The organism is Bradyrhizobium sp. F1.13.3 (assembly GCF_040548265.1).
Taxonomy (GTDB): domain Bacteria; phylum Pseudomonadota; class Alphaproteobacteria; order Rhizobiales; family Xanthobacteraceae; genus Bradyrhizobium.
Genome location: NZ_JBEPRI010000016.1, coordinates 78,053 through 91,712, shown reverse-complemented (window position 1 = coordinate 91,712; position 13,660 = coordinate 78,053). Strand labels below are relative to the sequence as shown.

The window sequence follows — 13,660 nt, the reverse complement described above, 5'->3', positions numbered from 1 at the left end:
CGAGGGAATCGAGGAAACGGCGGTGAAGGCGAGGGCTTTCAGCTATTTTCGCGCTGCGACGATCGACCAGGCGTTGGACGCTCACGCGCGCGCCGGCGACGATGCGCGTTTCATTGCCGGCGGCCAGAGCCTCGTGCCGGCGTTGTCGCTGCGGCTGCAGGCGCCACGGCTGCTGATCGATATCACCCACATTGCCGAGCTGCGCGGCGTCAGGCGTGAAGGCGCATTCTTGCGCATCGGCGCGCTGACGCGCCATTGCGAGATGCTGACCGAGCCGCTGATCGCCGAATTCGCGCCCCTGTTGCATGCGGCTGCGCCCTTCGTCGCCCATCCCGCGATCCGCAACCGCGGCACGTTCGGCGGCAGTGTCGCGCACGCCGATCCGGCTTCCGAATTTCCGGCGATGACGCTGGCGCTCGGTGCCGAGATCGAGATTGTCGGCCCTTACGGCAGCCGGCGCGTCAAGGCCGACGACTTCTTCGTCGACCTGTTCGAGACGGCTTTGCAGCCCGGTGAGCTGATCACCGCGGTCTTCGTCCCGCTGTTCAAGGCCGATCAGCGCTTTGCATTTGACGAATTGGCCCGGCGACGCGGGGACTATGCGTTGGTCGGTTGCGGCATGCTCGCGACCTGCACCGGCGACCGCATCGACGACATACGGATCTCGTTCTTTTCCGTCGGCAACACGCCGACGCGGGTGAAAGGAACGGAGGCTACGCTCATCGGCTTGAGCCTTGGCGCTGAACGCATCGCCGCAGCGCAGGCCGCGCTCGAAGGTGATCTCGCACCACCTGATGGCGACGAGGTGCCGCCGGCGATGCGGCTCCATCTCGCCCGCGTACTGCTCGGACGCATGCTCGGACGTCTCGGAGCGGGTGCATGAGCGGCTTCGACGAATCCCTTCTGGATGATGCGGACGAGACCGTGCGCGTTCGCTTCACCGTCAACGGCCGCAAGGTCGCCTGCGAGGTCGCGCCGCGCGAGACGCTGGTCGATTGCCTGCGCAACGTGCTCGAGCTGACAGGCACGCATGCCGGCTGCGAGATGGGCGCCTGCGGCGCGTGTCTTGTGCAGCTCGACGGCCGGGCCGTGCACGCCTGCCTGATGTTCACGGTGCAGGCTGACGGCGCCAGGATCGATACGATCGAAGGGCTCACCGAGACCGGCGTAATCGCCGACCTCCAGGCCGAATTCCACCGCCGCAACGCTCTGCAATGCGGCTTTTGCACCCCGGGCATGCTGGTCAACGCCCACGAACTCCTCTCGCAGGTGACGCGGCCCAGCCGTGAGGACATTCGCGATGCGCTGTCGGGCAATTACTGCCGCTGCACCGGCTATGAAGCGATCGTCGATGCGATCGACGCCGTGGCAAAAGCGCGAATCGAAAGCGGAGGCCCGACATGAGCGCGCCGCTGACCTCGCTCGATCGCCCGAATTCCTATATCGGCCGCTCCGTGCCGCGCCCGAACGCCAAGCGGCTGCTCGCCGGGCGCGGGCGCTATGTCAGCGATCTCAGGCTGCCGCGGATGCTGTATGCCGCGTTCCTGCGCAGCCCGCATGCGCATGCGAAGATCATCTCCATCGATGCCGGGCGGGCGAGCGCGCTCGAAGGCGTGCATCTCGTTGCGACCGGTGCCGATCTCGCAAAGATCTGCACGCCCTGGACCGGCACGCTCGACCATTTCAAGGGCATGACCTCGGCACCGCAATTGCCGCTGCCGCTCGACCGCGTGGTCTGGGCCGGGCAGGCGGTGGTTGCAGTCGTTGCCGAGAGCCGCGCGATCGCCGAGGATGCGCTGGAGCTGATCGAGATCGACTACAAGGACCTTCCCATCGTCGCCGATATCGACAGCGCGCGTGAGGCCGGCGGGCCGCTGATCAATCCGGGCAGTGCCAACAACGTCTGCTTCCGTAGCCAGCTCGACAACGGCAGCGTCGACGACGCCTTTGCACATGCGGCCCATGTGGTGGAAGAGGAATTCTGTTTCGGACGCCATACGGCCGTGACCCTGGAGCCCCGCGCCATCGTCGCCGACTACGATCCCGCAGCAGGTGCGCTCACCGTGCACCACGCGACACAGACGCCGTATCAATTCCAGGACCTCTATTCGCGCCACTACGGCATCCCGGAGGCCCGCGTTCGCGTGATCGCGACCGATATCGGCGGCTCCTTCGGGATGAAGCTGCATGTCTATCACGAGGACATGGCCGTGGTCGGCCTTTCGATCCTGCTCGGCCGTCCCGTCAAATACGTTGCCGACCGCATCGAATCCTTTGTCTCCGACATCCACGCCCGCGACCACCGCGTCCGCGCCCGGATGGCGCTTGATGGCAAGGGCGAGATCCTGGCGATGGACGTGCTCGACCTTACCGCGATCGGGGCGTTTTCGAGCTATCCGCGTACAAGCGTGGTGGAGGGCAACCAGGTCATGCGCCTGATTGGCGCGCCCTATCGCTTCAAGAATTACCGCGCGACGCTCGAGGTGATCTTCCAGAACAAGGTGCAGACGAGCCAGTATCGCGCGGTCGGCCATCCCATCGCCTGCGCCGTCACGGAGCGGCTGGTCGACATGGCCGCGGTGAAGGTCGGTCTCGACCCCTTCGCGATCCGAGCGCAGAATTTGATCGCCGACGATGCCTATCCGCAGACCTCCCCGACCGGCTACCGCTTCGAGGCGCTGTCGCATCAGGCCTGCCTGAAGCGGCTGCACGAGATGATGGATTATGATGCGCTGCGCTCCGAGCAGGCAGAGTTGCGCAAGGGCGGCGTCTATCGCGGGATCGGCATCGCGGCCTTTGTCGAGATCACCAATCCAAGTCCCGCGTTCTATGGCGTTGGCGGAGCCCGTATCTCCTCACAGGACGGTGCGATCATCAGCCTGACGCCATCAGGCGAAGTGCGCTGCCTTATCTCGGTCACCGAGCAGGGGCAGGGCACCGAGGCGATCATCAGTCAGATCGTCGCGGATCAGCTCGGCGTCGCGCAAGAGCACGTCAAGGTCATCACCGGCGATACCGAGGTGACGCCGCATGGCGGTGCTACCTGGGCCTGCCGTGGCGCCGGCATCGGCGGCGAGACTGCGCTCCAGGCTACGCGCGCGCTCAGGCGCAACATCCTGGAAATCGCCGCGCTCATCCTCCAGGAGCAGCCATCGGCACTCGACATCATCGATGGCGAGGTCGTCGACGCCGGCACGCGAAATCAGCGGATGCCGGTCTCCGAGATCGCGCGCATTGCGTATTTCCGTTCCGATACGCTGCCGCCGGGCACGCAGGCTCAGCTCACCGTGAGCCAGCACTTCGCGCCACAGGGCTATCCTTTCGCCTTCACCAACGGCATCCAGGGCTGCTCGCTGGAGGTCGACGTCGAGACCGGCTTCATCAAGATGTTGAAGCATTTCATCGTCGAGGATTGTGGCCGGATCATCAATCCGATGCTGGTGGACGAGCAGCTCCGCGGCGGCATCGTGCAAGGACTGGGCGCGGCGCTGTTCGAGGAATGCCGCTACAGCGAGACCGGCCAGCTCGTGAACGGCTCGCTCGCCGACTACCTCGTCCCGATGCCGATGGAGATGCCTGACATCGTCATCGCCCATATCGAGACACCGACCGCCGACACGGAGCTTGGCGCCAAGGGATGCGGCGAGGCGGGGACGGCCGCGGCGTCGGCCTGTGTGCTGAACGCCGTCAACGATGCGCTCACGCCGTTCGGTGCGACCATCAATTCCTTCCCGATCACGCCTGCAAAAGTCCTGAAAGCCCTGAAGCGAATCTAAAAAAGATAGTTGGAGGAAATCATGCCCAAGTCCGGTAGGACCCTGAAAATATCCCGCCGCACCGCGCTCGCCGGTCTCTCCGCAAGCGCGGCACTGCTCGCCATGCCGCGGCTCGGCCGCGCCGCGGACGAAACGATCCGCATCGGCTTTCCAACCCCGCTGACCGGCCCGTTCGCCGCGGAAGCGCGCGACCAGGTGAAGTGCGCCGAGCTTGCGGTCAAGCTCGCCAACGACAAGGGCGGCATCGGCGGCCGTAAGGTCGAGCTGCTGGTGCGCGACGACAAGCTCAATGCCGGTGAGGCCGCGACCCGTACGCTGGAGCTGATCGAGAAGGACAAGGTTCATGCCGTCGTCGGCGCGCTCTCCAGCGCTGTACAACTCGCGGTCAACGAAGTCACCCGCGCCCGCGGCGTGATCTATGTTTCGATCAGCCAGTCCGACACCATCAACGAGGCCAAGGATTTCAGTAAATTCACCTTCCATGAAGCGCTGAACCCGCACATGACGACCGCCGCCGTGGCACGGCAGACCCTGAAGAAGGGCATGAAGGTTGCCCATCTGGTCGCCGATTATGCCTACGGCCACGAGATGCTGCGCGGCTTCAAGCGCGCGCAGGCAGCGATCGGCGCGGACAATGTCGGCGAGATCCTGCATCCGTTTGGCGCTGCCGACTATTCCACCTTCATGCCGCGCCTGATGTCGATGCGGCCGGACGTGCTCTGCATCTCCAATTTCGGCCGCGACCAGGCCAATGCGATCAAGCAAGCGGTGGACTTCGGCGTCAAGCAGCAGATGAAGATCGTCGTGCCGGTGATCCTGCACAACCAGCGGCTCGCGGTCGGCCCCGACGTGTTCGAGGGCGTGGTCGGCGGCGCCAACTATTATTGGGGCCTGGAGACGCAGAGCAAGTCCGCTACCGCTTTCAACAGCGCCTTCAAGGCAGCCAATGGCGGCGCGATACCGACCGATTACGGCGCCTACGGTTATTCCGGCGTCGGATCGCTTTTGCAGGCCATGCAAACCGCGGGTGGCACCGATACCGACAAGGTGGTCGATGCCCTGGAGAAGCTGCAATACGACCTGACCAAGGGTCCGCAGCATTACCGCAAATGCGACCACCAGTCGGTGCAGCCGGTCCTGGTGCTGGAGTCCAAGAAGAAGTCCGCCATGGCCAACGACAACGATCTGTTCGCCATTCTCGCCAACGACACGGGTTCCGATGACATGCTGCGCAGTTGCAGCGAGCTGGGCCACGCGACCTGAAGCCTGGGCAATGGACCTGTCGCTGATCATCATGCAGCTTCTTTCCGGGATCGCCCTTGGGGCGGTCTTGGTGATCACTGCGCTTGGACTGACGATCGTGTTCGGCATGCTCGGGGTGGTCAATTTCGCCCATGGCGCGCTGTTCATGATCGGGGCCTATGCGGGGCTGTACCTGGCTTCGCTCACCGGAAGCTTCTGGTGGGGATTGCTGCTGGCGCCCATCCTGATCGGCGGCTTCGGCATGCTGATCGAGTTCGTCCTGATCCGCAGGCTCTATGGACGCTCGATCGACGATCCGCTGCTGCTCACCTTCGGCCTCAGCTACATCCTGGTCGAGGGCGTGCGGATCGTGTTCGGCAGCGACGGCATCCCGTTTCCAACCCCGCCGCAGCTGATCGGGGTGCTCGATCTCGGTATCGGATTCTTCCCGCGCTACCGCCTGTTCGTCATTGCGCTGGTGGCGATGGTGCTCCTGGTGCTCTGGCTGACGCTGGAGAAGACCCGAATCGGCTTGATCGTGCGCGCGGGGGCCCGCGATCCCACCATCATGCAGGTGCTCGGTGTCGACATCGGCCGGGTCTGGCTCGCGATTTTCGGGCTCGGCGTTGGGCTGGCCGCGCTCGGGGGCGTGCTCGCGGGTCCCATGCGCAGCGTCAATCCGGAGATGGGATCGCTGGTGCTGGCGGAAGCCTTCGTGGTGACCGTGATCGGCGGCCTCGGGTCGATCGTCGGGGCGGTGGTCGCAGGCCTCATGGTCGGCATCTCCATCAGCCTGGTCGCGCTGTTCGCGCCGGAGATGGCAACCATCGTTATGTTCGCGCTGATGGCTGTGGTGCTGCTGATCCGCCCGCAAGGTCTGTTCGGCGTCAGAGGGAGGACGGCGTGACGTCACCATCGGGCGGCGAAGCGGTCGCCAAGAGCACCTCCAGCGGGCTCGGCCGGCTTCTCGACCAACGCGTGTTGCTCTCCATCGCGGTGCTGGCCGTGTTGCCCTGGCTGCTGCCGTCCCAGGCGCTGGCCGTCAATGTCCTGATCTACGGCGTCGTCGTGATGGGCTACAATCTGCTGTTCGGCTACACCGGGCTATTGTCGTTCGGCCAGGCCGCCTTCTTTGGCGCGGGCGCCTACTTCACGGGTATCGCGATCGGCCGTTACGGCGTGCCCTGGTTCGCAGCGGTGCCGATCGCTGTTCTCCTCAGTACCGGCCTCGCCGCCGCGATCGGCATCGTCTCCACGCGCACCCGCGGCATCTACTTCTCCATGGTAACACTCGCGCTGGCCCAGCTCGTCTATTACGTGGCGCTCCAGGCCTCGTCGTTCACCGGTGGCGAGAACGGGCTGCGCGGCTTTACTGTCGATCGCATCAGCCTGTTCGGCTTCCCCGTCAATTTCCTCGACCCGGTCAACAAATATTATGTGCTGATGGCCTTTGCCGCATTGGCGATGTGGTTCCAGTCGCGCATCCTGAACTCGCCCTTCGGGGCCGTGATCGAGGCAATCCGCGAGAACGAGCAGCGGGCGCGGGCCTGCGGCTATGACGTCGAGCGCAGCAAGCTGATCGTGTTCATGCTGTCGGGCGCGATCTCCTCGCTCGGTGGCTGCATGCTGGCGCTACATCTGTCGATCGTGCCGCTCGACATCCTGCACTACCAGACATCGGGCATGATCGTGATGATGGTGCTGCTCGGCGGCGCGCGCAGCTTCTTCGGGCCGTTCGTCGGCGCGGCGGCGTTCCTGATCCTGGAGGACGTCATCTCGGTCTGGACCCCACACTGGCAGCTCTTCGTCGGTGCGATCTTCGTCCTGTTCGTGCTGTTCCTCCCCAAGGGCATCTGGGGCACGCTGCTCGACACATTGGGTGTCGGAAAGGCGCGGCCATGAGCGGCGAATTGCTTCGTGCCGAGGGGATCGGCAAGCACTTCGGCGGCTTCGTCGCGCTCGAAGGCATCACCGTGTCTTTTGCGGCCGGACAGCTCACCTCGATCATCGGGCCGAACGGCGCCGGCAAGAGCACGTTCTTCAACATCCTCTCCGGCGCGCTGACACCGACGTCAGGCAAGCTGCATTTCAGAGGACGCGAGCTGAACGGTCTGCCGCAGCATCGGTTCGTGCATCAGGGCATCTCGCGCTCGTACCAGATCACAAACATCTTCCCGGACCTGTCCGTGCACGAGAACGTTCGCGTGGCGGCGCAGGCATTGACCGTGAGCTACGACATCTGGCGCAACCGCGCTCGACTAACAGAACTCCATGCTCGCGCCGATGTTGCACTTGACGCAGTCGGGCTGCTGGGCAGGCGCGCCGAATTGGCGAAGTTCCTGTCGCATGGCCAGCAGCGCGCGCTGGAGATCGCGATCGCGTTGGTCTCGGAGCCTGAGTTGCTTCTGCTCGACGAGCCGACCGCCGGCATGGGGCCGGAAGAGACAAAGGACATGGTCGCGCTGCTCGAACGGCTCGCCGAGAAGCGCACCGTGCTCCTCGTCGAGCACAAGATGAAGATGGTGCTGGGCCTATCCAAGCGCGTCGTGGTGCTGCATCATGGCCGCCTGCTTGCGGACGGCGCGCCCGATGAGATCAGGAGCAATCCGGAGGTCCGCCGGGTCTATCTCGGACAGAGTGAAGGCTATGGCTGAGACAGCGCTGCTCGAAATCAGGGATCTCCACGCCTGGTATGGCGCGAGCCACGTCCTTCACGGCATTTCCTTGCATGTGCAGCCCGGCGAGGTCGTTGCCCTTGTGGGTCGCAACGGAGCCGGGAAGACCACCACGCTGCGGTCGATGATGGGCCTGATGCCCAAGGCGACGGGTCGCGTGCGCTTTGCGGGCCGGGAGCTTCTACAGCTGCGCGCCCATCAGCGCTTCCATCTCGGCCTGGCTTACGTTCCCGAGGAGCGCCGCATCGTCCCCGGTCTCTCCGTGCGCGAGAACCTTCGTCTCGGCCTCGTCGCGGCAGGAAGCGACATCGATGAGCGCGTCGCGATCGACGAGATCGCCGAGACTTTTCCGCGCCTGAAGGAGCGTCTCGACCAGGAGGGTGTCACGCTGTCGGGCGGCGAGCAGCAGATGCTGGCGATTGCACGCGCCTTGATCGCGAAGCCGAAGATGCTTCTGCTCGACGAGCCATCGGAAGGCATCATGCCTGTCCTGGTCGAGGAGATGGGCGTGCTGTTCCGTCGCCTGCGCGACGAGGGCAAGACGCTGCTCCTGGTCGAGCAGAACGTCGAATGGGCGCTGCGGCTCGCCGACCGTGCCGTGATCATCGATCAGGGTGAAGTCGTGCATCAAAGCAGCGCCGCGGCGCTGCTGGCGGACAAGGATATCCAGGAGCGCTACTGCGCGGTCTGACTTTAGGCCACGACCCTGGCTCCGGCGCCGCCGAGGCGCTGGCGTTCCTTTGCGAGATACTCGTCGATCGCGTCGCCTTGCATGGGCTTTGCGAAGTAGTAGCCCTGGATGAAGTCGCATCCCAGCCGGCGCAGGGTATCGAGCTGAGCGCGGGTCTCTACGCCCTCGGCCACGCAGGCGATCTCCATGTCGTCACAGAGGCCCGTGAGAGACTTGATGATCTTGTGGCTCACTGCATTGTCGTTGACGTCGGCGATGAAGCTGCGATCGATCTTGATTTTGTCGAGCGGCAGCCAATGCACGTGGCTCAGCGAGGAATAGCCGGTGCCGAAATCGTCCAGCGAAATGCCACACCCCATCGCCTTCAATGCCGCGATCGACTGCTGCGCGCGTACGAAATCGAAGGTAACGGCGGTCTCGGTGATCTCGAAATCGATCCGGTGCGGCGGCAGGCCGCTCTTCTCGACGATGGTGATCAGCGGCAGGATGCCCTCGGGCGAGCAGACGTCGTGGGCGGACAGGTTGAACGACAGACGGATGTGGTCGGGCCAGGTCTTGGCCGTCGCGAGCGCGCGTACCAGCAGCGCCTGCGTCAGCGGCCTGATCAGGCCGATGCGCTCGGCGGCCGGAATGAAGTCGGCCGGCGAAACCAGGCCGAGGCGGGAGCTGCGCCAGCGCGCCAGGACCTCGAAGCCGGCGGTGTGCTCGCTCATGGCGTCCACGATCGGCTGGAACACCAGGTCCATCTCGGTGCTGAAATCGGCGGTGCGCAGCAAATTCTCGATGACGCCGCGGCTGCGGATCTCGGCCTCGAGCTCGCTCGAGAAGATTACGGTGCGGCCGCGCAGATGGCGCTTGGCATGATAGAGGGAATAGTCGGCGCATTCATAGAGCGCTTCCGCCGTCGTTGCCGATTGCGGGAATAGCGCGAAGCCGATCGAGCAGGACAGCCCGGTATGGGCGGTGTCGAGCTGGTAGGGCAGCTTGACCCGGTCACCGATGCGTTCGCCGAGCCGCATCAGATCCGCATCGTCAGGGTCGCCGCACACGACGAGGCCGAACTCGTCGCCGCCGAGCCTGGCGAATTCCACCCGCTGGGGGCCGAAGCCCTCGCAGACCTCGCGGATGCGCCGGCCCGCTTCGATCAGAACGCGGTCGCCGACCGAATGGCCATAATTGTCGTTGATCGGCTTGAAGCCATCGAGGTCGATGATCCCGACCGCGACGCGAACGTTCCTGCGCTCGGCATCGGTGAACGCGCTCGACAGCTCGGCGAAGAAGCGCCGGCGGTTCGGCAGCTCGGTGAGGGAATCGAGATTGGCGAGGCGGAAGTTCTCGTCCGAGAGGGCTTGGGTGGCCGCCTGCTGCGCCAGCAGCGATTTGCGGCTCGCGACAAGGTCGGCGAAGTCGCGATAGTAGATGAACAGCACCGTGACCATCGCACCGGTGACCAGCAGATTATTGACGGCCATCGCCTCCAGCGTCGGTTCGCCCGTCGCGAAGTAGAACAGCACGTAGGGCACGTCGACGACCAGCGTCACGATCAGTGCCGCCGAGCGCAGATGCATCAGCGAGAAGATGCAGCCGATCACGGTCACCGCCATGTAGAAGGCAACCTGGCTCTTGGCGAAAGCATCGCCGTAGGGATACAGGGCAAACGACCAGAGAGTAAAACCCGCCGCGATCGGCGCTGCAATCCAATTGGTGAGGCGCAGGTTGCGCAGGATGTCGGCATCGTTGCGGACGACACCGCGCTGGCGCAGCCACCAGAATGTGCGAAAGCCTGTCACCGCGATCAACACGGCCGGCACGATCATACTGAGCGAGGCCGGCGCCAGCGGCACATAGGTATAAGCCACCGCGATCGTGTTGGTGATCAGGATGAAATAGAGCAGCGGGATCTGTTTTGAGAAGGCGTCGAATTGCGCGCGCATCAGCTCCGGATTGTCGGCCGGCACGCGAAACAGCTCTACAACGGCAGCTAGATGAGACTTCAAATTGGTGACAGGCATTGCAATATCAGCCCTGAATTCCCTCAAAACGCGGGCGATCTTGCACGGCGGGGGTAAAGGGGGCGTTAGATTGGCGTCCTCGCGAGAGGTTCGACGCGCCGCGGATCTTCTCGATCCGCGCACCGGTGAGACCGCGTTAACGATATCCGGCGGCGGAAGCGCGGTGATTGGCTGAAAGAGACTGCATAAGTAGCGGCTACGCTCTGCTAACCATATGCGCGCGAAACGTATTGTCGCACCGACAACAGTGCGAGCCGGCATGGCCGCTTCACCTCTCCCCCGGAGAAGGAGAGGTGAAGATAGCGCGAGACGATCGCTGTTTTCTCGAGCGCCACGTGTCCCGTAATTTCGCGACAGTGCGCGGAATAACCCTCCCTGTCCGATTTGAGCATGGCGGCCATAGCTGCAATGCGGCCGGCTGGGGTTTGACCGCGCGCAGGCGGCTCGTCATACTTTGCGCCAAGGCGAGCCAGAAAGACTCGTCAACACCGGGAGCTCAAATGACCAATTCATTCTCCGTTGTTGCGGGGACGCTGATTTCCCTCGTCTCTTCCACATCGATTGCCTTCTCGCAGCCGGCCTGCGTCACCCAGAACATGGTGGTGCCGCCTGGGGCCAACACCGTCGACAAGGCGGGCCCGTTCTTCATCGATACGGCGGGTCTCGATTTCAAGACGACACCTCCGACGCGCGATCCCTCCAATCCCAACTATCCGCGTGCCACTGAGCTTCCTGACGGAACGCTGCCGCCACCTGGTGCCGAGGGCAATTTCATCATCGGTCCCACCCACAATCCTGCGCCGGAGACGATCGCGAAGGAGGGCGTGCCGCGTGGGACGACAAAATCCTTCACGCTGTCGTCGAAGGAGAGCACCATCTACAATCCGGGTCTGATCCGCGACGATCTTGCCGGCTGCACCAATTCCTCGATTATGACGACCGTTACAGCGCCGGATGACAAGTCGCACATGATCGTGACCACCAGCCATCCCGGCGTCTGGTCGCGCACCATCGACGTCTATGTGCCGGCGCAATATGTGCGCGGCAGCGAGGCGCCGTTCATCGTGGTCGGCGACGGCGGCTCGAACGCCTACAAGGATCTCGCCGTCACGCTCGACAATCTGATCGCGCAGCGCCGCGTGCCGCCGATGATCGCGATCCAGATCGGCAATGGCGGGCAGGACGCGCAGGGCAGTCAGCGCGGCCGCGAATATGACGCGGTGTCAGGCGCCTACGCGCAGTTCGTCGAGCGTGAAGTGCTGCCGCTGGTCGAAAAGAACGCCGAGGTCAGGCTGACCAGAAATCCCGATGGGCGTGCGACCATGGGGCTGAGTTCGAGCGGCGTGGCAGCCTTCACCATGGCGTGGTTCTATCCCGATCTCTATCGCCGCGTGCTGGCGTTCTCGCCGACCATGGTCAACCAGCAATGGCCGCATGACCCGTCGCTACGCGGCGGCGCCTGGGAATATCACAGCGCATGGACGGGGCCGGCCACACCCAACCTCATCTCCAAGGCGGGCGTGCTCACGCCGGCCGAGCCGCCCGGCGTGCCGCTGATCGTCGCTGCGCCGACCAAGCCGATCCGTTTCTGGTTCTTCGGCGGCGACCAGGACCTGTTCTATCCGAACCCCACCATTCCCGACGGTATGCACGACTGGACCCTCTCCAACGCGCTAATGGCCAAGGTGCTGGCGGAGAAGGGCTACCATTATCAATTCCTGTTCGTGCGCAACGCCAAGCACGTCGACCGCCCCACGATCGCGCAGACGCTGCCGTCGGCGCTGGAGTGGGTCTGGAAGGGCTATCCTATCCCCTGAGTGAACGGCCTAGCGCCCGATCGTCACGCCGGCGGTCAAGCGCATGGCGTCCTTGAGGCTCGTCGCGTGCTTGTCGTCGAGGATATCTCGCGTCAGCACGGTAGCCTGGCCGGGCGTGTTGAGGATCGTCTCTCCGCGCGAAGAGGAGAGGCGGTCGGCTTTGTAGGGTGAGGCCTGATCGGTAGCGGGCGCGTGGCGTTTACTGGATGCGGCAAAGGCTCCTTGCGAGACGCAGAGGGCGGCAATCACGACCAGCCGCAATGATTTTGCGGGCATGCGATCTCCCAAATTCAGGGCGTCAGCCTAGCATATGGGCTGGTCGTCGCAGGGAATAAAGGGTCAGGCGAGAGCGGCCTGGCGTTCCCGCATTGGTTCGCGGACCCGATCGGGTTTCCCGGGCTCGGCCAGCCGCGCAAAACTACGCTGGCTTGCATGCGCGGGTGCTTCGACAATCACGCCCTCGCAGACGATCTGTCCGCCGAGCATCCGGAATTCCAGCTTGTCGTAGCGCGGCATCGTCTCGCCGAGCCCGGGCGGCAACAGCCCGACGCTTCCCTGGATGTTCAGCGTGGCATCACCGGCGCCGTGGAGGCGGGGATTCCACATCCTGATCCCGGTCTCCGCCCAGCGCTGCCGGATCAGCGCGGCGCGGTCGGCGGGTTCTGCGATCTTTGCACGAACCTTCGGCGCGCTGGCGATCTCCAGAGTGGGAGCCTCGAGGGCCAGCTCCGGCGCAACATCCGTGACGACGCTGGGCGTGTCGGCGAGGACGTCCGCGCCGCTGGGGGACGGATCGCTGGCGATGCTGTCTTCAGGGACATGCTCCGGCGAGATGCCGCGATCGGCGAACGCGACATACGTGTCGTCGAGAGTTGAGCACGGGTCCATGTCGACGGCAGAGGAATGCTCCTCGTTGACAGCGAGAGCGGGGGCATCGACGGGGACGACCTCCAACTCGACCTCGGCAGACGAGGCCTTCTCCGCGACAACGGGCTCAAGGTCGGCCGCGAGTTCGGGAGATGGATCGCTGTTGATGATAAGTACGGGGACGTCGACCGGCTCGCGCTCGACGTCGATGGTCGCGACCGACGCTTCCTCCTCGACAACGAGCTCGACGTCCGCCCCCGTCTCTCGGGATGGTTCGTCGCTGCCGCTGATATCGGCTGGCGCTTCCGACGGGCTCTCCGCGATGACAGGGCTGGCGCTGTCGTCTTCGGCGGCTGAAGCCGCCACCGCCGCGTCGGAGTTCAAGGTATCCGCGCCAATGGTAGTGTCGAGAGCCGGGGCGGCTTGTGCAATTTCGGCAACAATGGCGGGTGAGGCGTCTGCGGCATCAGGCGCGACGTCGATGCTGCCGCCGTGCGGCGCGGGCCGAAGCCGGGTGAACGCCCATTTCACCGCGGGGATGCGGCGCAGCAACGATATCAGTCTCGAAAGCACAGGGAGT

Annotated in this window: 12 protein-coding genes; 9 read left to right on the top strand and 3 right to left on the bottom strand. The window is 64.4% G+C overall.

Annotation, left to right across the window (positions count from 1 at the left end; all coding sequences use genetic code 11):
* Nucleotides 1-22 precede the first annotated feature (22 nt).
* The 8 genes from ABIB66_RS33515 to ABIB66_RS33480 are packed head-to-tail and all read left to right on the top strand — an operon-like array spanning nt 23 to nt 8,384.
* A complete protein-coding gene (locus tag ABIB66_RS33515) occupies nt 23-883 on the top strand; it encodes an FAD binding domain-containing protein (RefSeq protein ID WP_354210580.1) in 861 nt (286 codons plus the stop codon).
* Nucleotides 880-1,404, top strand: a complete 525-nt coding sequence (locus tag ABIB66_RS33510; RefSeq protein WP_354210581.1) for a (2Fe-2S)-binding protein — start codon at nt 880-882, stop codon at nt 1,402-1,404. The genes ABIB66_RS33515 and ABIB66_RS33510 overlap by 4 nt, the downstream gene beginning before the upstream one ends.
* Nucleotides 1,401-3,776 (top strand): xanthine dehydrogenase family protein molybdopterin-binding subunit, encoded by a 2,376-nt coding sequence (locus tag ABIB66_RS33505; protein WP_354257513.1) that lies wholly within the window; start codon nt 1,401-1,403, stop codon nt 3,774-3,776. Before ABIB66_RS33510 ends, ABIB66_RS33505 begins: the two co-directional genes overlap by 4 nt.
* 21 nt (nt 3,777-3,797) lie before the next feature.
* Nucleotides 3,798-5,039: an ABC transporter substrate-binding protein gene (locus ABIB66_RS33500; RefSeq protein WP_354210583.1), complete on the top strand. Its 1,242-nt coding sequence runs from the start codon at nt 3,798-3,800 to the stop codon at nt 5,037-5,039.
* A gap of 10 nt (nt 5,040-5,049) precedes the next feature.
* Entirely contained in the window at nt 5,050-5,925 is an 876-nt protein-coding gene (locus ABIB66_RS33495; RefSeq protein ID WP_354210584.1) for a branched-chain amino acid ABC transporter permease, read from the top strand.
* Nucleotides 5,922-6,920, top strand: a complete 999-nt coding sequence (locus tag ABIB66_RS33490) for a branched-chain amino acid ABC transporter permease (RefSeq protein ID WP_354210585.1) — start codon at nt 5,922-5,924, stop codon at nt 6,918-6,920. Before ABIB66_RS33495 ends, ABIB66_RS33490 begins: the two co-directional genes overlap by 4 nt.
* Nucleotides 6,917-7,672 (top strand): ABC transporter ATP-binding protein, encoded by a 756-nt coding sequence (locus tag ABIB66_RS33485; protein ID WP_354210586.1) that lies wholly within the window; start codon nt 6,917-6,919, stop codon nt 7,670-7,672. The genes ABIB66_RS33490 and ABIB66_RS33485 overlap by 4 nt, the downstream gene beginning before the upstream one ends.
* Nucleotides 7,665-8,384 carry an ABC transporter ATP-binding protein gene (locus ABIB66_RS33480; protein ID WP_247290635.1) on the top strand — a complete coding sequence of 240 codons (720 nt, stop codon included), beginning with the start codon at nt 7,665-7,667 and terminating at the stop codon, nt 8,382-8,384. Before ABIB66_RS33485 ends, ABIB66_RS33480 begins: the two co-directional genes overlap by 8 nt.
* Nucleotides 8,385-8,386: 2 nt before the next feature.
* Here the strand turns inward: ABIB66_RS33480 and ABIB66_RS33475 are convergent, their stop codons facing one another.
* Nucleotides 8,387-10,396 carry a putative bifunctional diguanylate cyclase/phosphodiesterase gene (locus tag ABIB66_RS33475; RefSeq protein WP_354210587.1) on the bottom strand — a complete coding sequence of 670 codons (2,010 nt, stop codon included), beginning with the start codon at nt 10,394-10,396 and terminating at the stop codon, nt 8,387-8,389.
* 500 nt (nt 10,397-10,896) lie between these two features.
* Here ABIB66_RS33475 and ABIB66_RS33470 point away from each other — a divergent pair, with 500 nt between their 5' ends.
* Nucleotides 10,897-12,213 (top strand): alpha/beta hydrolase, encoded by a 1,317-nt coding sequence (locus ABIB66_RS33470; RefSeq protein ID WP_354210588.1) that lies wholly within the window; start codon nt 10,897-10,899, stop codon nt 12,211-12,213.
* Between the two features lie 9 nt (nt 12,214-12,222).
* On the opposite strand, the gene ABIB66_RS33465 is transcribed toward ABIB66_RS33470, so the two are convergent.
* Together ABIB66_RS33465 and ABIB66_RS33460 are read right to left on the bottom strand one after the other, a co-directional pair.
* Nucleotides 12,223-12,489, bottom strand: a complete 267-nt coding sequence (locus tag ABIB66_RS33465) for a Plug domain-containing protein (protein WP_354210589.1) — start codon at nt 12,487-12,489, stop codon at nt 12,223-12,225.
* Nucleotides 12,490-12,552: 63 nt separating this feature from the next.
* A complete protein-coding gene (locus ABIB66_RS33460; RefSeq protein ID WP_354210590.1) occupies nt 12,553-13,653 on the bottom strand; it encodes a hypothetical protein in 1,101 nt (366 codons plus the stop codon).
* Nucleotides 13,654-13,660 lie beyond the last annotated feature (7 nt).

Coding starts and splice junctions, on each gene's coding strand:
- ABIB66_RS33510 (WP_354210581.1), top strand. CDS start 880: ATGAGCGGCTTCGACGAATCCCTTCTGGATGATGCGGACGAGACCGTG.
- ABIB66_RS33505 (WP_354257513.1), top strand. CDS start 1,401: ATGAGCGCGCCGCTGACCTCGCTCGATCGCCCGAATTCCTATATCGGC.
- ABIB66_RS33500 (WP_354210583.1), top strand. CDS start 3,798: ATGCCCAAGTCCGGTAGGACCCTGAAAATATCCCGCCGCACCGCGCTC.
- ABIB66_RS33495 (WP_354210584.1), top strand. CDS start 5,050: ATGGACCTGTCGCTGATCATCATGCAGCTTCTTTCCGGGATCGCCCTT.
- ABIB66_RS33485 (WP_354210586.1), top strand. CDS start 6,917: ATGAGCGGCGAATTGCTTCGTGCCGAGGGGATCGGCAAGCACTTCGGC.
- ABIB66_RS33480 (WP_247290635.1), top strand. CDS start 7,665: ATGGCTGAGACAGCGCTGCTCGAAATCAGGGATCTCCACGCCTGGTAT.
- ABIB66_RS33475 (WP_354210587.1), bottom strand. CDS start 10,396: ATGCCTGTCACCAATTTGAAGTCTCATCTAGCTGCCGTTGTAGAGCTG.
- ABIB66_RS33470 (WP_354210588.1), top strand. CDS start 10,897: ATGACCAATTCATTCTCCGTTGTTGCGGGGACGCTGATTTCCCTCGTC.
- ABIB66_RS33465 (WP_354210589.1), bottom strand. CDS start 12,489: ATGCCCGCAAAATCATTGCGGCTGGTCGTGATTGCCGCCCTCTGCGTC.